The sequence below is a fragment of the Virgibacillus salexigens genome, assembly GCF_000723585.1.
Lineage (GTDB): Bacteria > Bacillota > Bacilli > Bacillales > Amphibacillaceae > Virgibacillus > Virgibacillus salexigens.
On the sequence record NZ_CCDP010000001.1, the window covers coordinates 434,142 to 454,517 of the forward strand.

General features: G+C 37.0%; 22 protein-coding genes. 11 read left to right on the top strand and 11 right to left on the bottom strand.

Annotated features, from left to right (window positions below):
* The first annotated feature begins 10 nt into the window (after positions 1-10).
* Both BN990_RS02095 and BN990_RS02100 read left to right on the top strand, forming a co-directional pair.
* Entirely contained in the window at positions 11-1,066 is a 1,056-nt protein-coding gene (locus BN990_RS02095; RefSeq protein WP_038242003.1) for a MerR family transcriptional regulator, read from the top strand.
* The gene (locus BN990_RS02100; RefSeq protein ID WP_021289958.1) at positions 1,060-1,554 is read left to right on the top strand and encodes a GNAT family N-acetyltransferase; all 495 of its coding nucleotides are present in this window, start codon (positions 1,060-1,062) and stop codon (positions 1,552-1,554) included. The genes BN990_RS02095 and BN990_RS02100 overlap by 7 nt, the downstream gene beginning before the upstream one ends.
* 27 nt (positions 1,555-1,581) lie before the next feature.
* Here BN990_RS02100 and BN990_RS02105 read toward each other — a convergent pair whose 3' ends face one another.
* Both BN990_RS02105 and BN990_RS02110 read right to left on the bottom strand, forming a co-directional pair.
* The gene (locus BN990_RS02105; protein WP_021289957.1) at positions 1,582-2,703 is read right to left on the bottom strand and encodes an N-acetylmuramoyl-L-alanine amidase; all 1,122 of its coding nucleotides are present in this window, start codon (positions 2,701-2,703) and stop codon (positions 1,582-1,584) included.
* Positions 2,704-3,019: 316 nt separating this feature from the next.
* Positions 3,020-3,562, bottom strand: a complete 543-nt coding sequence (locus BN990_RS02110; protein ID WP_021289956.1) for a flavodoxin family protein — start codon at positions 3,560-3,562, stop codon at positions 3,020-3,022.
* 447 nt (positions 3,563-4,009) lie between these two features.
* On the opposite strand from BN990_RS02110, the gene BN990_RS02115 reads away from it, so the two are divergent.
* Positions 4,010-4,309, top strand: coding sequence for a DUF4306 domain-containing protein (locus BN990_RS02115; RefSeq protein WP_051738996.1), 300 nt, complete (start codon positions 4,010-4,012; stop codon positions 4,307-4,309).
* A gap of 18 nt (positions 4,310-4,327) precedes the next feature.
* A complete protein-coding gene (locus tag BN990_RS22445; protein ID WP_021289954.1) occupies positions 4,328-4,465 on the top strand; it encodes a hypothetical protein in 138 nt (45 codons plus the stop codon).
* Between the two features lie 45 nt (positions 4,466-4,510).
* Here BN990_RS22445 and BN990_RS02120 read toward each other — a convergent pair whose 3' ends face one another.
* The 5 genes from BN990_RS02120 to BN990_RS02140 are packed head-to-tail and all read right to left on the bottom strand — an operon-like array spanning position 4,511 to position 8,680.
* The gene (locus tag BN990_RS02120) at positions 4,511-5,740 is read right to left on the bottom strand and encodes an ABC transporter permease (protein WP_038242017.1); all 1,230 of its coding nucleotides are present in this window, start codon (positions 5,738-5,740) and stop codon (positions 4,511-4,513) included.
* The gene (locus tag BN990_RS02125) at positions 5,733-6,665 is read right to left on the bottom strand and encodes an ABC transporter ATP-binding protein (RefSeq protein ID WP_038242019.1); all 933 of its coding nucleotides are present in this window, start codon (positions 6,663-6,665) and stop codon (positions 5,733-5,735) included. Before BN990_RS02125 ends, BN990_RS02120 begins: the two co-directional genes overlap by 8 nt.
* A 13-nt stretch (positions 6,666-6,678) precedes the next feature.
* Positions 6,679-7,530, bottom strand: coding sequence for an ATP-binding cassette domain-containing protein (locus BN990_RS02130; protein WP_038242022.1), 852 nt, complete (start codon positions 7,528-7,530; stop codon positions 6,679-6,681).
* Positions 7,531-7,535: 5 nt separating this feature from the next.
* Positions 7,536-7,931: a GntR family transcriptional regulator gene (locus BN990_RS02135; protein WP_021289950.1), complete on the bottom strand. Its 396-nt coding sequence runs from the start codon at positions 7,929-7,931 to the stop codon at positions 7,536-7,538.
* A gap of 20 nt (positions 7,932-7,951) precedes the next feature.
* The gene (locus BN990_RS02140) at positions 7,952-8,680 is read right to left on the bottom strand and encodes a hypothetical protein (RefSeq protein ID WP_021289949.1); all 729 of its coding nucleotides are present in this window, start codon (positions 8,678-8,680) and stop codon (positions 7,952-7,954) included.
* A gap of 238 nt (positions 8,681-8,918) precedes the next feature.
* On the opposite strand from BN990_RS02140, the gene BN990_RS02145 reads away from it, so the two are divergent.
* A complete protein-coding gene (locus tag BN990_RS02145) occupies positions 8,919-9,422 on the top strand; it encodes a DoxX family protein (protein WP_021289948.1) in 504 nt (167 codons plus the stop codon).
* Between the two features lie 129 nt (positions 9,423-9,551).
* Complete coding sequence (locus tag BN990_RS02150) at positions 9,552-9,875, top strand: nucleoside triphosphate pyrophosphohydrolase (RefSeq protein WP_038242027.1); 324 nt, start codon at positions 9,552-9,554, stop codon at positions 9,873-9,875.
* A 221-nt stretch (positions 9,876-10,096) separates the two neighbouring features.
* Here BN990_RS02150 and BN990_RS02155 read toward each other — a convergent pair whose 3' ends face one another.
* Positions 10,097-10,474, bottom strand: coding sequence for a PH domain-containing protein (locus BN990_RS02155; RefSeq protein WP_021289946.1), 378 nt, complete (start codon positions 10,472-10,474; stop codon positions 10,097-10,099).
* A gap of 156 nt (positions 10,475-10,630) precedes the next feature.
* On the opposite strand from BN990_RS02155, the gene BN990_RS02160 reads away from it, so the two are divergent.
* The gene (locus tag BN990_RS02160; RefSeq protein ID WP_038242030.1) at positions 10,631-11,245 is read left to right on the top strand and encodes a superoxide dismutase family protein; all 615 of its coding nucleotides are present in this window, start codon (positions 10,631-10,633) and stop codon (positions 11,243-11,245) included.
* An 89-nt stretch (positions 11,246-11,334) separates the two neighbouring features.
* Entirely contained in the window at positions 11,335-12,081 is a 747-nt protein-coding gene (locus BN990_RS02165) for a sulfite exporter TauE/SafE family protein (RefSeq protein WP_051738997.1), read from the top strand.
* Positions 12,082-12,222: 141 nt separating this feature from the next.
* On the opposite strand, the gene gntK is transcribed toward BN990_RS02165, so the two are convergent.
* Together gntK and gnd are read right to left on the bottom strand one after the other, a co-directional pair.
* Positions 12,223-13,773, bottom strand: coding sequence for a gluconokinase (gene gntK / locus BN990_RS02170; protein ID WP_021289943.1), 1,551 nt, complete (start codon positions 13,771-13,773; stop codon positions 12,223-12,225).
* A gap of 427 nt (positions 13,774-14,200) precedes the next feature.
* Positions 14,201-15,097, bottom strand: a complete 897-nt coding sequence (gene gnd, locus BN990_RS02175; protein WP_021289942.1) for a phosphogluconate dehydrogenase (NAD(+)-dependent, decarboxylating) — start codon at positions 15,095-15,097, stop codon at positions 14,201-14,203.
* Between the two features lie 138 nt (positions 15,098-15,235).
* Between gnd and BN990_RS02180 the strand changes: the two genes are divergently transcribed.
* The 3 genes from BN990_RS02180 (at position 15,236) to BN990_RS02190 (ending at position 18,283) form a co-directional block, all read left to right on the top strand.
* A complete protein-coding gene (locus BN990_RS02180; RefSeq protein ID WP_021289941.1) occupies positions 15,236-16,090 on the top strand; it encodes a MurR/RpiR family transcriptional regulator in 855 nt (284 codons plus the stop codon).
* An 11-nt stretch (positions 16,091-16,101) separates the two neighbouring features.
* Positions 16,102-16,869, top strand: a complete 768-nt coding sequence (locus BN990_RS02185) for an HAD-IIB family hydrolase (RefSeq protein ID WP_021289940.1) — start codon at positions 16,102-16,104, stop codon at positions 16,867-16,869.
* A gap of 211 nt (positions 16,870-17,080) precedes the next feature.
* The gene (locus BN990_RS02190) at positions 17,081-18,283 is read left to right on the top strand and encodes an MFS transporter (protein ID WP_021289939.1); all 1,203 of its coding nucleotides are present in this window, start codon (positions 17,081-17,083) and stop codon (positions 18,281-18,283) included.
* A 235-nt stretch (positions 18,284-18,518) separates the two neighbouring features.
* Here the strand turns inward: BN990_RS02190 and BN990_RS02195 are convergent, their stop codons facing one another.
* Positions 18,519-20,375, bottom strand: coding sequence for an ABC transporter permease (locus BN990_RS02195; RefSeq protein ID WP_021289938.1), 1,857 nt, complete (start codon positions 20,373-20,375; stop codon positions 18,519-18,521).
* Position 20,376 lies beyond the last annotated feature (1 nt).

A 20,376-nucleotide genomic window follows, 5' to 3' on the forward strand; every position in this document is an offset into this window, starting at 1 on the left:
GGGGTACTATATGCAAATTAAAGAAGTGGCAAGACAGTTAAATACAACGACAAGAACCATTCGATTTTATGAAGAAAAAGGATTAATTCATCCGATTAAACAAGAAAATGAATACCGTATATTTACAGAGGAAGATCTTGTTCGTATAAGCACAATATTAGCATTGCGTGAGATCGGTATCACGATTAACGAGATTAAACAATTATTAAATGACGGGAGTAGAAGTATAAACTCATACTTAAACATTCAACGATCGGCACTATTTGAAAAATGGTTAGAATTGAAAGACATGATTGCAACGATTGATCAAATGTTAGAACGCTCAAACGATGGCCAAACCGAAATGTCTGAGATACTCGAATTGTCCGAGCATTTAAAAAATCTAAAATCGATTCGAAAAAGCTGGGAAGATAAATGGAATTTTGATAGTCAAGCAGTCGATTATGATCAAAACTTAAAAATGCACGGGTATCATTTTAATGTTCATCAGGACTATACAAGAGCCTTAAAAAGAGTAGTAGAAACCATTCAGTTGAAAAAAGGGGATACGTGCTTAGATATTGGTATTGGAACAGGAAACTTAGGCTCCAAATTTATAGCCCATGGAGTGAATGTAATTGGTATTGATCAATCTAAAAATATGTTACATGAATGTAAGAAGAAGCATCCAGAAATTGACACACGTAATGGTCATTTTCTAGCATTACCAGTTATGGATCATCAAATTGATGGTATTGTTTCTAGTTATGCATTACATCATATTGAAGACGAACAAAAGTTGATGGCTTTTGAAGAAATGGATCGTGTTTTAAAGCCGGAAGGTGAAATTTGTATGGTGGATCTCATGTTTCAAAACAAGAGTCATCGGAAAGCAGTTATCGATCATTTTACGAACACAGGCAATAAAGTAGCTGTTTACTCAATAGAAGATGAGTACTATGCCGATCGATCTGTTCTGATAGATTGGTTTAAAACAAATGATTATCAAGTAGAAACCTATACGTTTAATCCAATATTAAGTATGATTTATGCTAAGAAGCAAATTGAGGGTGGCTCCAATTGTTAGCAACCGTTTTGTTAGCGTTCTACCAACAGAACTACGAAAAAGATATTGAGTCTTATTATTTATCAGAAGATCAGTTGCAGTATACGGCAATTCCAAAAGATGCATTAAAAAGTTGCGAACAAGGTAAAGAAGTATATCCTATTGTTATTATATATCAACAGCAAGTAGCAGGATTTTTTACTTTGGAAAGGGACTCGGAAGCTGCGTATAGCACAAATCAGAATGCCTTCGCTCTCAGAGCTTTTTCTATTCATTATAGCCTGCAAGGAAAAGGTATTGCTCAACAGGCACTTAAAATACTAGATGCTTTTATACGGCAGAACTTTTTGGGAATAGATGAAATCGTTCTTGGGGTCAATCATAAGAATACAGCAGCACAATATGTTTATAAATGTGCGGGCTTCAAGGATAATAGAAAAAGAGTGTTTGGTAGAAAAGGAGAACAGTATGTATTTGAAAAGAAAATAAAGAGAGCTATCCAGAGATGAGGATAGCTCTCTTTATTTTCTTTTATGTTATTTAGCTTGGAAATAGTTCTGTAATCCAGTAGTAATCGCTTCTCCAACCTGTTGTTTAAATGTATCTGTTTGAATGATTGCTAGATCATTCGCATTTGTAATAAAACCTAATTCTAATAGAATCGAAGGTGCATTATTCGTTCGTATCACTCGGAACCCTTCGCGAAGGATTCCGCGATCTTGTAAATCAACTTTAGATGCGAGGGAGCCATGGACATTTTCAGCCAATTGTTGATCCGTAGTCTGTGAATAGTAAAAGGTATTCATTCCATTTGCACTTGGATCTGGGAATGCATTATAGTGAATGCTAACAAATGCATGGGTAAAGTAATCGTCACTCATCTCCACACGTTCTTCCAAAGAAATATAGTTGTCATTTGTTCTTGTCATGATTACATTTGCCCCAGCATCACGTATGTGTTCAGCAACCTCATGAGCTGTAGCCAGTGTTACCATCTTTTCTTGTACACCATTAATTCCTACAGCTCCAGAGTCCCTTCCGCCATGACCTGGGTCAAGCATAATATTATACCCATCAAGTGAGGTTAAATCTGAGGATGTGCTGGATGCTTGCTGCTCTGGTGCTTGAACCGTAGCTGCTGACTCGTTAGAAGCCGGGATTGGTTCCCCCTTTGTGTCGGTTAACCAAGATGCCACCCATCCATATTCCCCATTAGCAAGAACGATTTGATGCCAGTCGCCTTCTGTTTTTTGTAAACGATATGTATCTCCTGATGATGACGAACCAATAGCTGGATAACTCGTTCCTGGACCTGATCGAATGTTGGTGCTATTTGCTTTTACAGTTACGTTTTCTTCATTAGCTTGTACCCTTTTCATCTGCCCAATCTTTCGCAAATGATGTTTTGCAACCCAAGCTTCTTTTCCGTCATAGTAGGTTTGGATCCATCCATATTTTTCTTGGAATTCGACTACTTGGTCACCTGCTTGAAGTTTCCCGACAACTGGTGCTTCAGTCGATGCATCACTCCGAACGTTTAGAACCATACCTCCTACTTGATATACATCGCCATTGGCTGCATAACCTTCGCTTGGAAAAAAGAACGTAGAAGCAAGTAATAACGCGATACTCGTAATAATAGTATAGATAAATTTCAATGTAAGCTTGCCTCCTTAAAAATAACTGTATTTAATAAACAGTATTTACCAAGATTTTCTACAAGTAAACTATAAAACTTAAAAATCAATCAGAAGTACTAGAATAAAAAAATGGTCCAGGAAGATTGATAGATATACAGCATAAGCAAAAAAATATAAAGACAAGCGATTAACATACCCTTTTTGCTTTATTGCTAACCTCTTCTAATATCGGATTTCATTGCGTTTAACTTTAGTAATTTAAAGAAACTTATCTGTTAGTTAAAAAACGTACTAAAAAACCAACTGCTATTTTTGCAGTTGGTTTTTTTACATTTTAGTGGTAGTCCTCTTTAATTAATCGAGAGGCTTCCTCAAGTGCATGTTTGTTCTCAGCCATATCCCCAGGTTTTCTAGCCTGCCCAATTACATATCCTTCCAAGGACATTTTAAAAAATTGGCAAATATAATTAAATTGCTGGACAAGTGGCAGCCCTTTTACATGCGGATGATCCCCTCCGACAAGTACAAGGTAAACTTTCTTTCCCTCTAAGGCGCCGCGAAAATGCGTATAATCAGGGTCTCTTAGAATTTGCGACCAACGATCAATAAATGTTTTCATTGGTCCTGACATTCCGTACCAGTAAATTGGTGTGGCGAATACAAGAATGTCATGCTCAAGTACTTGATCAATAAGTTGAGTATGATCGTCTTCTACATGAGGAAATCCTTCTTTAGAATGACGTTTATCAACGATTGGTTGTACGTTGTAATCGCGAAGATAAATATGTGATCCTTTTTCTTTTGGTACGACATGATGGGCTAAGTATTCGGTATTTCCATTGAACCTAGTGGATCCATGAAATACGGCAATCTTCATGTTTCTTCCTCCCTCGTGACATGTACTAGAATGAATTACATGGCCTGTAATCCATAGAGAATATGGAAAGATTTCTTTCTTAAATTGTATTCTTTTGCAGGGGATTTAGAAGTAAGACAAGAATCTTATTAAATATAAAGGGATTAGTAATAAACGATCTACAAGATTATTTCCGGGGAAATAGTGTGTTCGATATGACTTTACAAGTTATGATTTTTATAATAATTAAGCGGTGTATTTTGCAATTGTCTTCATTAACTGGAATGACGGTCTGAAGAGTACTTCAGATACACTCACTCTTGCCTCGTATCCTTTCATACAATTTGTCTTCCTACTAGAGAGAGGTACAGTTGGTATGGCATAATAATATGGGTACGAAAGTTCCCAGGCATGATGGTTGTATTAATCAAGCCTTTTCGTGAAAATAGCGTCCTAGGAGTATGACTTATGAAAAAAATAATTCCCTTTTTGATTCTAGTATTGATCATGATTTACACTTTCTTTTTGACTTCTTGGATTGGATCTTATCTAATGCTGGAAGAGAATTGGAAGGAATTCGTGGTTTTTACACCACAATCTGTTACCGATCGGAACGACATTTATCTGCTTGATCAATGGATATATGCATTTAACGTTCGACCTGTTCCAAGTTATACATTCATTGTATCTTTATTCCTTGTAATTAGTATCAGTATTTATTATTTAAGAAAGAGGAAAAGGAAGCAAAAGGCAAAAAAAGACATATAATAATCAAAATAAGGGGGAGTGTTTATAAAGCGGAAGCAAGAGAAAACAGACAGGGATTGGTTAGAAGGATTTATTATTGAAGCAGCTAATTTATTCGTTTCAGCAGTGAAGTTTATAGGAAGATTTGTGATTTTAATCTTGAAATCATGGTATTAAAGGAACGCGGAGGAAGTATCATATCTCTCCGCGTTTTCCTGTTCATTATGCTCTAATCCATTTCCAAATTTCTGCTGGAGTAGCATTTTTACCATACATCAAGATTCCTATTTTGAAAATTTTCCCAGCTAGTTTCATAAAGAACCACACGCTAAGCAGTAAAATGATGAGAGAAATACCGATCTCCATCCATGGCCATTGCTCTAAGTTTGTAAGTCGTAATAACAATACTCCAGGTGAGGTAAACGGGATATAGGTTCCAATCTGTGCCATTAAGCCATTAGGATCAGACAAAACTGGTCCGATAAAAATGAATGGTAAAAATGGTAGCATCATGACCATACCTTGAAAGTTTCCAGCTGTTGAAACATCTGCCATCGTTGCTCCTACACCTACAAATATAGAAGCAAAAAGTAAGTAACCTAAGATAGCGATCCCTATATACAAGAATAGTTCAGGGACGAGTAAATATTCAAGAATCGTGAGATCGAATTTCCATGCAACCACTGGTAATACAATGGCTATAGATAGGACAGCTTGCAAAAGACCTAACACGAAATATCCAAGAATCTTACCTTGCATTAAATCAGCTGGGGTTACGGAAGATAAAATAATTTCAGCAATTTTATCTTTCTTTTCCTGTGATGCACTTTGAAAGATTGCCATTCCTGTAAATACAATGGATAACATGATAAAACCAGCAAATGCCCCAGGTACAATTCGTTCCATTGGATTTGTTTCACTTGTTGTTTGATTCTGTGCTTGTAGTTCTTCTGTTGTAATTTCTTTAATTTGAATTCCTTGTGTAAGTGTATTTTTTTCGTCTTCAGTTAAACCTAATTCTTGTATTTGCAAAGCTTGAAGTGGCCCAGTAACTACTTGTACTTGATCCATAAAGTAGGGGGCGATATCTTCTGAAGTATATGCTGGGACTACTCCTTGATTTAAATTCTGTTCATTTAAAAATAAATAAGCAGTATCTTCTGTATCCGCTAAGGCATTGCTCACTTCTTCCTCTGTCAAGTCAGTTTGTTGTAAATCCCAAGGTATATTCGCCGATTCAACGGTTTGTTTTAATTCTGAAAAGATGGCTAGTTGATCATTAATGAATACGTTTGTTGTCTCTTGGTTATCATCATCTGACCCTCCAAATAAATCTCCTAATAGCATAAATCCAACGATAAGAATAGGGGTTAAGAACATTCCAATAATAAACGTTTTATTTTTTAAATTCCGTTTTATTTCCCATTTGGCAACTTTCTTCGTATTATGCATATACGTCACCTTCTTCCTGTAATAAATTGCGATCTGTGGCAATATCAATAAAGATTTCATGAAGGGAGACCCGATCTATGGTCAGTTCTTGAATCTGCAGATCAGCTGGTAGTTGTTGTAACCATTTAGCTGGATGTACATCTTTATTGAGATAGAGAATACTTTGATCTCCTTCTTGCTCCAAACGGTTGATATCTGGCAGCTGCTCTAGGGCTGCCTTATTATTAAAGCCCCTAATGGTACATTTAAAGTTGGCATATTCTGTTTTAACATCTTCCATTTTTCCATATATCACTTTTTGGCCACGATGAATCATAAATAGTCGATCTGCCATTTCTTCAACTAGGTTCATTTGATGGGAAGATAAAAGGATAGATGTGCCATTTTTGGCTAATTGATAGATCTCTTGTTTGAATAATTCTTGACTTACAGGGTCTAGTCCGGAAAATGGTTCATCGAGTATTAACAGCTCTGGTTCATGGATGATGGGAGCAATAAATTGGACTTTTTGCCCCATTCCCTTTGAAAGTTCTTCAACATTTACTTTTTCTTTCCCTTCCAGGTCGAATTTCTTTAAATACGTTAACGCCCTTTGTTTTGCTCTGTCTAAAGGGTAATCTTTTAATTCAGCTAAATACAAGAGGATATCCATTACATTCACGTTTTTATATAGCCCTCTTTCCTCAGGCAAATACCCAATTTTATTCCTTGGTATTGTCTCTCCTTGACGATGGTGAAATGTAATTGTACCTTCGTCTGGATACATGATCCCCATGATATTACGAATTGTGGTTGATTTCCCAGCCCCATTTGGGCCGAGTATTGCCATAATCTCTCCTTGATTGACTTCGAAAGAGATATTAGAAATAATTTTCCGTTCCTTAAATGCCTTGCCTAAATCCTTTACTGTTAGAACGGTCCCCATAAAATCCTCCCCTTTACTTGGTTAATATTAAAGTAATAATTTCTTCTAGGTTTAATGATTCTAAAGCTGTCCAAGCGATACCATGTTGATGGAGATAGGCTTCTGTTCGTTCTGGGTTATTAGAAATCAGCTGCGTTGCTTTCCGAAACAACTCCCCTGGTACTTTCTCAACTGGAAGGGCTTCATTAAACCAATATTGCTTGTGCGTATCGATTAATGTCTCTTTTTCAAAGATATCTATTAGTTTTCCTTGTTTTAATACGACGAGATAATCAGAAAGTTTCATTATATCTGCAGATTGGTGACTTGCCATCACGATCGCGCGGTGGCCATGCTCCATCCACTCTACGATAAAATTCATCAGTTGTTCTTTAGCAGGAATATCCATATAAGCAGTCGGTTCATCCAATAGGAGTAAGGATGTATTTCTGGGTAAAGTTAGGGCGAGTTTTAACTTTTGCTGAATACCCTGTGATAATGCTACAAAACTTTTATTTAGTGGAATATTGAAAGCTTCTACTATTCGTTTAAATAACACTTCATCCCAGTTCGGATACAAAGGCGCAATAAAATCCCTCAGTGACTTTCCTGTAAATGCATTCCATCCTACAGCAGTTTGTGGCTGGTAGCTTATATTTTTTTTCCAGTTCTCATCCGGACCATGAACAAATGAATTCAATAACTTGATATTCCCTTGGTCAGGTTTTACAAGATTCATCATAAGCTTCAATAAAGTACTTTTGCCAGCTCCGTTTGTACCAACTATTGTAGTGATTGTTCCAGGTTCAACCGATAAGTTAATTGGTCCAATATGGAGCGAATCGAGTCGTTTTTCAATATTTGTGAATTCCATGATGGGTTTCATTGTGTTTAAGAACCTCCTTTTCTATGCGAGTCAATGACTTCTGTAAAGATTTCTTTAATTTGTTCAATGGTATAATCATAGCTCAGTGCAGTTTCTACAGCATTTTCAATTGTTTGATACACCTCTGAGACCTTTACTTGCTGTTTCATCGAATCCTCAACTTGGGCTACAAACGTACCTTTACCTTGTGTTGTTTGGATAAATCCTTGATATTCTAGGTCTTGATAAGCTCGTCGAATGGTAATCGCACTTGTTTCAAGATCTTTAGATAGTGCTCGTATAGATGGCAAAGGTGTTCCCTCAGGTAGTTGACCACCAGCAATTAATGCCTTCAACTGATTTTCTATCTGATGATAGATAGGTTCTCGAGATGATTTAGAAAGACGTATCGGTAGTTCCATGATTATACCTCCTCTCTAACCTATACATAATCCACTTTGTTGATTACTTTTTTCATATAAATTTGGTGTGCTTGCAAGGCGAAATATGCAATAATAATAGATATAATGGAAGATACTAACGGCCATTTTTCTGCGAATACAATTGTCCAATAGACAACACCATGATCCGAGAGCGCATAGATTATCAAAAATAGAAGAAATACTGCGAATAAGCTTATCACTACAGTTAAAGCTGTGCCTAGTTTTGTAGTAGTAAATCCTTTTTCACCTGCATCACTTATGGGAAAAACAGTGCCAATATAAACATTGGCAGACAACCAAATGAGACAAAATGCGATATAAGAGACTAAAGATAACACGTCTTGGATTGGAGTGATGAAATAATACACTCCCAATAAAATAATTTGCCAAGGAAAAGAGTAAAAGAAATAAATGATAAATCGACTTTTTATAAGAATTTCCTGTCTTATTGGCAATTGTAATTGCATTAAGAGTATTGGAGCTGCTAAAAAACCCTCCGTTTGTTTTTGCACTTGAAACTGTTTTGGCTTCATCCACATGCCCGCTATCGAAAATAGAAGAAGAAAAAAGAAATCATAGCCCATAAAATCGTTTTCTAAGTAAGATTCCAATGAAACGGCAAGATAAGACAGCACGAACATGTAAAAACAAAAGGTAAAAACAAAACCCTGCCAAGACTGACTTAATTCGAGCTTTGCCAGTTGATACGCTTCCTTCCAATCCTTCATGATTAAACCTCCTCCTACTGTTATACTGTGTATATCTATATACACAGTATAAGTGAATGGGTGTAAATGTCAAGACGCTTTCTTATATTTCATGAATTAGACGAAAATTTATGGATTAATTGTGAAATAGTGCACATATCTGTAGATGTTTTATATTTCTGTTGTAAACTAAAAGTGTAAGAGAGTTATACTAACTTGTGAAATGTTGAGCATTCAAATTTGAAGGAGTTGGTAGAAGATGTTGATGAATTTCATTCGCAAACATTATGTAGCAGCAGGTATTTTAGTTTTTATTCGTTTGTATATTGGTTACGAGTGGCTTACAGCGGGGTATGGAAAATTAACGGGTGGTCAATTTGATGCCACCGGTTTCTTACAAGGTGCAATTGCTAGTGCCGGAGGTGATCACCCCGCTGTCCAAGGTTGGTGGCCTCTATTTCTTGAAAAAGTAGCCTTACCAAATGCAGATTTATTTACGGTTCTTGTGATGTGGGGTGAACTACTTGTAGGGATTGCACTGATTTTAGGTATCTTTACTAATTTTGCAGCTCTAATGGGAATAACGATGAACTTTGCCTTTCTTTTTAGTGGTACAGTAAGTACTAATGCGCAAATGGTTCTATTAACCATCTTCTTATTAATTGCTGGCTACAATGCCGGTAGATATGGTCTCGACAGATGGATAATTCCATTTCTAAAACGCAAAACAACAAAAAGGAAACATACCATGAAATTAGCGTGAGTTTGGAGATTACTATTCCAGCCAAGACTTCTAAGCGATATCTTGGCTGTTTTTTGTTCGTAAAAAGAGTACAAATACGTTACCATGAAGAAGTATATAATGATTAATTAGTGGAAAGAGGAGGAGCCTATGCCAACCTATCGAAAGTTAATTCGTGATAAAATGCCTGCTATAATAGCGATAACTGGAAAAGAAGCAAACACAATCACCCTGTCAGATGAAGCCTTTGCTCACCAATTACGTGAAAAAATAGTAGAAGAACTGGAAGAATACTTAAACACAACGGAAGATGAACAATCGCTTGAAGAACTGGCTGATATCCTTGAATTGATTCGAGCTCTTTCACAAGTACATGGAGCATCTTTTGAAGAGCTGGATAATATCCGCAAGGCAAAAGCAGAAGAACGAGGCGCCTTTGAAGATAAAATTTATCTCATTGATGTTAAAGAATAAATGGATTAGATATGCAGTTATTGTAAAAGCAATGCATACAGTAGAGAGTACTGCTAAATAAACTCCAAAATTAAACCCAAATCCTTACAATCAGATTCGGGTACTTTGCTATTTTTATCCGATTAAAATGGTGAAGCAGGTAAAATAGTTACATCATCGGCTGAGTCGGTCGTATCCTCAAAAAGGGAAACGATCAAACTGTCATCGTTTAATCACATTCATTAACCGCATACATAATTAGCTAACACCGATTGCACCTTATAAATGTTCAATTGTTTATTAAATGTTTTCTGAATCGGCTCAGCATTGCCTGATATCCAAATTTTTAATTCTGCCTCTAGATCAAAAGTCCCGGCTGTTTCTACGGAAAAATGGGTAATGCTCTTATATGGAAGTGAATGGTATTCCATCTTCTTTCCGGTCACACCTTGTTTATCTAACAGAATCAGTCGCTTATTGGTAAAAATCATCATATCTCGAATAAGCTTATAGGCATGTTCTACTTGTTCAGACGTTGCTAATAGTTCTGCTACTTCCTGTTCTGCTTTTGCCGTATCAAGTTCTGAGGCATTCCCCATCATGCTATCAAATATTCCCATATATAAATCCCTCCTAATTAAGATGTACCCAATTAATCTAGTAAAGAAACCCGAAAATGGAATAGGGCTTTGGAAGCAATCTGTCTCATTTATGTTTAACCTCCTATGTAAACGTGAATGATGTTTATAAACATCGTCGAAGGGAGCGTTTAAGGTATGAAGCGTTGGTACCTTTATCTAATTATTGGAGTCCTTGTATTGGTGTTAGCAGCTTGTGGGTCAACGAATGATGAACAACAGAATAGTGCAACAGATAATAATACAAGTGAGGAAGAAACGAATGGAGATACAACAGGCGATCCAGATAATGCTACAAAAGAAGAAGAAGTACTTGTTTCGTTGAAGGATGCAGATAACAAAGTAGTTGGGACAGCGACGTTAACTGAAGGTGAAAATGGCGTCAATATCCATCTAGAAGGAGAAAATCTCTCTCCAGGCATGCACGGTTTCCATATTCATGAGGCAGGTTCGTGTGAAGCACCTGATTTCAAATCAGCAGGTGGGCATTTTAATCCAACCAACACGAATCATGGTAAAGACGATCCGGAAGGCCCCCATGCTGGAGATCTCCCTAATATAGAAGTGGCAGAAGATGGTACTGTCAATACAGAAGCAACTGCAGAGATGGTCACGTTAGAAAAAGGAAAAGACAACTCCCTTTATAAAGATGGTGGTACGGCATTAGTTATTCATGCTGGTGAAGATGACTATCAATCACAACCATCTGGTGATGCGGGAGACCGTGTTGCCTGTGGAGTTATAGAAGAATAGGACTCAAAACAAATCCGTGTCAATATGACTCGGATTTGTTTTGTTAAAGGACATCTGCACCGTATCTCTGATACAATAATGCATATATAATGTATATTATAATAAAGCAGGTGGGACCTTTGGCATCAATTTTACTCTTCTCCATAATTATATTAGCTGCATCTATTTTACAAACAAGTACTGGTTTTGGTTTTTCAATTATTGCAACTCCGCTATTGCTATTAATTTTTGAACCGAGAGAAGCGATTCAAATCAATTTAATTATTTCGCTCGTCATTTCTTTTGCTTTAATAAATAACATCAAAAAAGATGTTGATGTTGGCATTGTGAGAAGGTTTGCGTGGGGAAGTGTTCTAGGTCTGCCACTTGGTCTTGCCGTATTTTTGTATATGGAAGTGAATGTTCTTAAGTTAATCATTAGTATTATTATTTTATTGTTAACGGCATTATTACTACTCCGCTTTAAAATGAACCAAACGGAGCAACGTGACTATATAGCAGGTGGTTTTTCTGGTGCGTTTACGACAAGTATTGGAATGCCTGGACCGCCAATTCTATTATATTTTTCAGGAACACACACAAAAAAAGAGAAGCTTCGCGCAACAACATTGGCTTTTTACTTATTTATCTACTTTGTTAGCCTAGCCATCCAGGTCGTTGCTGCTGGTACTTCGAAATTAATATGGTTATCAAGTATATCTGCACTTCCATTAGTTGCTATTGGTTTACTATTAGGTCAGCTTTTATTTAAGCGAATAAACCAAGCCTTATTTCAAAAGCTAACCTATGTGCTATTACTATTCACCGGTATCTATTTGTTAATTGAGCAATTATAGGTAATAAACCTTTTACCCCATCCCTTTTTAGTTAGGTTTTTACTCTATTTAACGAGCTTGAATCTTACCTGAAACAGGTCCTAATATCAATTATATTGAAAAACGAGACCTGGTCACAATCACCGGTCTCGTTTTAATTTTTTATTTATCGCTTAAATACTTACGTTGAAAATCAGCAATGCTTTTGTATTCATCATCTAGAATCCGAGACAACCTTATAAAGATAGGTAATAACTCACGGTAGATCGTCGTTGTATCGTCATTTGGATGATGTGTATGTGTGTGTCCGATCATCTCTGAAACAATACGGAAATCACTAATTTCCCCTGTACCATACATTCCAAGAACTACTGCACCAAGACAAGAGCTTTCATAACTCTCTGGTACAACGACCGGTTTATCAAAAATATCTGCCATAAGTTGTCGCCACATTTCTGAACGAGCAAACCCACCAGTCGCTTGAATTCGTTTCGGTTCCCCGGTTAGTTCTTCTAACGCAAGCAATACGGTGTATAAGTTATAGATAACACCTTCTAAGACAGCACGGATCATATGCTGCTTTTCATGATGAATACTTAAACCGAAGAAAGAAGCTCTTGCATTCGCATTCCATAATGGTGCGCGTTCACCAGTCATATATGGATGGAAAATTAAACCATCAGAACCTGGATTTACACCGGATGCAATTTTAGTTAACACATCATAAGGATCAATACCTAGACGTTTCGCAGTTTCTACTTCCGCTGCTGCAAACTCATCGCGGAGCCAACGTAAAATCATCCCTCCATTATTAACTGGTCCACCAATAACCCAATGATCTTCCGTTAAGGCATAACAAAAGATCCTGCCTTTAGGATCCGTGCGTGGTTTGTCAGATACGGTACGGATAGCACCGCTTGTACCAATTGTTACCGCAATTACGCCAGGTTCAATAGCGTTCACTCCGAGATTAGAAAGCACGCCGTCACTAGCACCAATGATGAATTTAGTTGTGCTATGAATTCCCATATAATTGCTTAACTCTTCGTCTAACCCGCTAAATGCTTCTGTAGTTGGTACAAGGGTGGACAATTGTTTTGAAGTAATTCCTGCAACTTCTAAAGCTTCTGTATCCCAATCTAACTTCTCTAGATTCAATAGTCCAGTGGCAGATGCAATGGAATGATCAACGACGTATTTCCCAAATAAACGATAAAAAACATATTCTTTAATTGAGATAAACTTTGCAGCTTGATTAAATAGTTCGGGTTTCTCATCTTTTAGCCATACTAATTTAGATAGTGGGGACATTGGGTGTATCGGTGTCCCTGTACGGCGATAAATAAGATGGCCGTATTCACTTTGCTTAATCTGTTCAGCATGTGTCGCACTTCTGGTGTCAGCCCAAGTAATGCTATTCGTTAAGAGTTTGCCTTCTTTGTCTACTGCGATAAAGCTATGCATAGCAGAACTAAAGGAGACAAATTGGAGATGTCCAGGATTGATTTCACTATTTCTGACTGTTTCGCGAATGCACGTAGAGACAGCATTAAATATTTCGTCTGGATCTTGTTCCGCAACTAAAGGATTGGGTGTGTGTAATGGGTAATTAATTGTATGATTGGTAATAACTTCCCCTTGTTTATTGAAAAGTACGGCTTTCGTACTTGTCGTGCCAATATCTACACCAAGATAATAAGTTGCCTGACTCATTGCTGTTCCTCCTTCTACCTCTAAAAGAAAAGGAACAATATGTTCCCTCTTTATGTTTATTACGATTGGTTTTAACAAATGGAATAGTTTTATTGTATCAATGACCAATCACGATATTCTACTCGTAGCCATCCATCCTATTTTACAAAACGCTTACAAATAGGGATTCGGTATTAGCATAAGTAAAACAATGCTCGAATTTAAACCAGTATCTTATAAAATTCAGACCCTCATAGACCCGATTACTGTTTAAAATTTGTTTTTCACGCACGGGTATGCCAAGGCTAATGTGATTAAGCACGGGGTGGACATTTCGAGATGTCAACAACGATTTCTTTTATTTACGATAGATCAGGCGTTTAATCCTATATATCGTCTTTTAAGTTTGCAGCTATCGTAATGTCCAGTCCAATTATTTCTATTTATATTAACTTTTAACTACAGCATGTCCGCCAAACTCATTTCTGAGTGCAGCGACGACTTTGCCGGTGAACGTATCATCTTCTAATGAACGGTAGCGCATCATAAGGGATAATGCGATAACAGGTGCAGCAACTTGATAGTCTAGTGCTGTTTCTACTGTCCATTTCCCTTCTCCAGATGAATGCATGATACCACGAATTTCATCCAGGTTAGCATCTTTTGAAAAGGCATTTTCCATTAATTCCATAAGCCATGAACGGATGACAGAACCATGGTTGAATACTTTAGCAACTTTTTCATAATCATAATCAAAATCACTTTTATGAAGAATATCAAATCCTTCAGCAATAGATTGCATCATGCCGTATTCCATACCATTGTGAACCATCTTTAAAAAGTGACCGCTTCCTGATTTTCCCGTATAAAGATAGCCGTTTTCAACAGCGATATCGCTAAATAACGGTTCAATCTCTTTAAATTTATCAGCATCACCGCCGATCATAATACATACACCGTTACGGGCTCCATCAGTTCCGCCGCTTGTACCACAATCGAATAGATAAATGCCTTTTTCAGATAGTTGTTGATGACGTTTCACTGTATCTTTGTAGTTAGAATTACCACCATCGATAATGGTATCTCCTTTATCTAATAATGGTGTAATCTCCGCAATTACTCTCTCTGTAATATCGCCAGCAGGCACCATTAGCCAAATGGTACGGGGTGTTTCCATATCTTGGATCATGTCCCGAACAGAATGGTGCTGCTGAAAGTTTTTATGGGAAATTGCTGTAGCACTTTCCGGGTTCGCATCATATCCAAAGACATGGTGATGATGATCTAATAAGTTAAGGGCTAAGTTTAACCCCATTTTTCCAAGTCCAATGATACCGATTTCCATATTTTCACCTCATGATGTACATTTTAGTGTGTAACGGATTCATTATATCAAAAATTTTTCCGTAATCAATTATTTTAAAAGAAATTTTTTTCGTATATAATAGATACCAGATAGATTGAGAAGAAGGAGTACTCCTAGATGGATAAGAAAAAACAGCATGGGTTGGCGAGGATCCGCAGTCATTATGGTAAATTTAGTGATAAAGAAAAAAGAATCGCTGATTATATTTTGCAACATCCCCAAGATATCATTCACCATACGATTAATCAGGTGGCAGAAGACCTCGAAGTTGCAGAATCTACCGTGTTTCGATTTTGTCAGCGGATTGGTTTTAAGGGTTATCAAGCCTTAAAAATAGCATTGGCTGCAGAGATAGTTACGCCGATGAAAGATATTCACGAAAAGATAAGCGATGGAGATAACATTGCAACGGTTGGGGAAAAAGTATTTCGTTCCAATATAAAAACATTAGAAGACACACTGCAAATCATAGATGTACATGCGATGGATAGAGCTGTACAGACACTGGTTCAAGCAAATAAGGTAGAGTTTTTTGGAATCGGTGGATCGGCCATCGTTTCGTTGGATGCTTATCATAAATTCATTCGAAGTGGCATTCATGTAAACTCAAATTTCGATGCACATATGCAACTAATGTCAGCATCTCAACTGAGTAGTGCAGATGTTGCTGTATTAATTTCACATTCTGGTTCTACCAAGGATATGATGGATTTATTACATGTTTTAAAAGAGAAGCAAGTAACCACCATTGCAATTACTAATTTTGCTAAATCTCCACTAACCAAGGAAGCGGACATCTTACTGTATACAGCAGCAGAAGAAACAGAATTCCGGTCGGAAGCACTGTCATCTAGAATTGCGGAATTAAGCTTGATTGATGTTCTTTATACGAACGTCATGATTGCTAAGGGAGAAGACGCAAAATTGGCTTTGCAAGATATGCGAAAAGCTATATCGTTAAAACGGTTATAGGGGGGATTATAGTGAAGTTTGTATTTGATTTAGATGGAACAATCTGTTTTAACGGAGAGTATATATCAGAACCTATTATTCAAGGTTTAGAGCAATTAGAAAGGAAAGGGCATGAATTAATCTTTGCATCTGCAAGACCAATAAGAGATTTACTCCCAGTACTTCCTAGTCGTTTTCATCACCATCAACTGATAGGTGGAAATGGTGCGATCGTTCAAGATAATGGAAAAGTCACATCGACAGCCTGCTTTGATAGAAATACATTTCAACGTATCGAAGAAATTATTGAACATTTCTCAAGCCAATATTTAATAGATGGTTTGTGGAATTATTCCTATACAGGGGCAATTGATCATCCAATCAGAGGGAAGGTGGACCCAAACGGATTAGCACGTAACCTTCCTAAGATGGAGATAGAGACGGTTATCAAAGTAGTATTACTGGAATCATCCAACATGAATGATGTAGAGAGGCAATTAAAAAAATTAGATGTAGTTATACATAGACATGAAGGGGAGCGGGTATTAGATATAAGTCCAAAAGGAGTAGATAAATGGAGTGGTCTCCAACAATTAGAAATAAAGGAACAAGCGTATGTCGCATTTGGTAATGATGCTAATGACGTCACTATGTTTCAACATGCCAGCCATTCAATTATGATTGGCCATCATCACCAATTGGCACCTTTTGCAAAAGAAACCATACCATTTTGTTCCTCTATTGAACAAAAGATTGTTCAGAAACTGAATGAACTTGCTGAACAACATGTTGTCGTTTAGGTGTGTAGCTACAGTTCAAGAATCCTAGCTTGTAGATGATTTTCTATAAGCTTTTTTGTTGTTTTAAAAATGAAGAGGGTGGGAGAAAAACAATTAAAAAAGGAGATCGAGATAAAAGGAGTTTGGATGATTTTAGTAATATCTTATCATTGCTTTCTCTTTCCTTTTCTGTATAATATATTTCGGGTATCGAAGAAAAAGGAGGGATATCATGGATGCACCACAAGCTGTTACGAAGAAACAACCTGAAAAGATTTGGACACGCGATTTCGTCTTGATCTGTTTAGCAAATTTCTTCATTTTCCTTGGTTTCCAAATGACATTGCCCACCCTGCCTTTGTTTGTGAAAGAGTTGGGCGGAAGTGACCAACTTGTGGGAATTATCGTAGGGATTTTTACGTTTTCTGCACTCCTGATGCGGCCTTATGCTGGTCATGCACTGGAGTCAAAAGGAAGACGTTTTGTTTATATGTTCGGTCTTGCTGTATTTGTAATTTCAGTTGGTTCTTTTGCTTTTGTAACAAGTATTGTATTTTTATTGTTAATCCGTATTTTACAAGGAATTGGTTGGGGATTTTCGACAACAGCAACAGGGACAATTGCCACAGATATCATTCCGGAAAAGCGTCGTGGAGAAGGAATGGGCTATTTTGGGTTATCTGGAAATATAGCTTTAGCATTCGGACCTTCCCTTGGATTAACATTGGTTGATGTAATTACCTTCCCGCAGCTATTCCTAATTTGCGCTTCTGGGGGATTGGTTGCATTTATCCTTTCTAGCCGCATCCGGTATAAGCAAGTAGAGGAGTCAAAAGATAAAACCGTGACAATGAAATTTGATATCTTTGAGAAGACTGCTATACAACCAGCACTGCTCTTATTTTTTATTACATTTACTTTTGGTGGCATTGCAACTTTTTTGCCATTACACGCAGCTGAGAAAAGTATTGCCGGTATTGAATCTTATTTTCTAGTCTATGCTGTTTTTCTCATGATTTCTCGTACATTTGCAGGGAAGATTTATGATCAGAAAGGCCATATTTATGTCTTTCTCCCTGGAACGGTATTCATCTTTGGAGCAATGTTATTACTTGCATGGCTGCCAAATACGTTCGTAATGCTGATAGCTGCAGGTATGTATGGGCTTGGTTTTGGATCAGTACAACCAGCTCTGCAAGCTTGGGCAGTTGAGAAAGCACCAGGAAATCGAAAAGGGATGGCAAATGCCACCTTTTTCTCGTTTTTTGATTTAGGTGTTGGTTTAGGTGCAATCATCTTTGGGCAGATAGCTTCAGTATTCAACTATGCTGTTATTTATCTAACTGCTGGTGGTTCCGTATTATTATCAGTTCTCTTATATTTATATTTATTATTTATGGCGATCCGTAGATCCAAACAATCACATAATATTTAATACGACTTGTGGCGATTGTTCTTTCCTATTAAAGCAGAATAAAAAGACTCCTCCTCCATCTAATTGGCTATCCCAGCTAGACGAGGAAGAGACTCTTGGGCTGTCAGGTAACAACGGTTTACTAGGCAGCTTTTTTGAAAGCTCAGAGAGCATGAGCAGTGTTATTAACAAAGATCTTGAAAAACAAATCTTGACAGCGCCATTTATTACCAAAGGTTTTACTTGGTCTACTGGATTACACTTCTTTTGGTAGTACAATTCGTTTATATAGATGAACGGTAATCAAGTAATATATTCCATAGATGACAAAAAAGATGCTGATGGGTATCCAAATTTTTGTATACGGTTCGATAATGATGAAAGAGAACATTTGCATGCCGACAATAACATGTACTAAACCTACTAATGCAGGGAACAGGAACAATAAGAATAGCTCACGGTAAATGGATCGTTTTAATAATGATCTTCGCACACCGATTTTCCGTAACATATGATAACGATGAACGTCGGCGCCAGCGCTTGAAAGTAATTTAAACATCAATACACTTGCCATCATCATTAAGAAAGCTACACCTAAGAAAAGTCCCATAAAGATAGTACCACTTGCAATGCCTTTAAAAGCCAAATAATTGCCGTATTTACCCCCATTGTTTTCAACGGGTTTTCTTAAATAGGTTTCGGCTAGTTCCGTCTGGTTGTCATTAATGGTTTCAAATTGCGACAAATAATTCATAAAGTCATCCACTTGCACTAAGATAACGGATTGCTCATCGGCTTCAACTTTTTGGTATTCTTCTGCATTTAATACATATACTGGCAGAGACCCAAACATATTATAACTGGTATTAAGCTCTGTCGAAATTGCTGTCCACCAATTTTCTGGTAATTCTTCTGTTCCTTCTTCCCCATTTAAGGAATAACGAGCTGCAGGCAATGGTTCATTCACTCGTTTGGTTTTAGGTAATTCAAATTCTGCATCATATGCTTTTACTTCTGGGGCATTTTCCACTAAATCTTGTTTTAAATAATAGATGCCATTGTCATTTATTTTATACGAATAAGCGTGTTGTTCGGTTATCGTCATTTCTTTTAGAGTCTGCAAATCTTCCTCCGTAGGCTGATGAATAACTACATCATTTGCATGGTACATGGAGGATTGGGTTTCAATATTATGGTAAAAGGAAATCCCGGCAGTCATTGCACCTAATCCAAGAGCAATTAACATTGCTACTGTACCAAGCACCTGGGTTAAATGAAGCATTCGGAAACGTAATTGACCAAGCGTAAATGAATTTATTCCTGTTTCATTTAAGCGACGGTTTTGCTTTAGCTTTTTCACAACGTACGGCAGAAGAGAAATGAATATAAAATAGGTGCCGGGTATAATCGTAACGGTTGCCAGGATCACCCCAAATTGTTGCAGTTTTTCTATTTCCGTCATGGCGTAGTAGCCGATTCCGATTAGAATGATGGCTAAGAGTGCACCGATGAACGTCTTGATACCGTTTGTTTTTACAATATCTTGTTTTTGTTCAGCTTTTAATAAATCTAATACATTTTTTCTACCAATTTGCCATGCATTGACAAGTGAGGTAAGCAAGAATAATACAATATAGAAAATAACTGTTGTAAGAATAGAAGAAGGATAGATTGCTTTAAATCCCTCCCCTTGAAAATCTAATTGCCACATAAACAATTCAGCAATTCCAACGGCCAATCCAATGCCTAGGAAAATTCCTACAACAAGGGAAATAACACCAATAAAAAATGTTTCAAAAAACATTAATTGCGTAATTTTTCCTTTTTTTGCACCTAAGGTCATATACATAGCCATTTCTTTTTGTCTCAATGTTTGAATAAAAGAAGTTGCGTAGAAAATATAGAATATCGTGATAAACCCTAAGATCACCGACCCTACATGAAAGATAAACACAACCGAACTAATCATTGCATTCGATTCGATAAAGGCTTTATTCTGTGCAAGTGTCTGAAACATATAGAAAATCGCAATGGATATCGTAAGTCCAAATAATAATACTAAATAATCTTTAAACATCTTTCGCATACTAGAAATAGTCAATTTTACTAACATC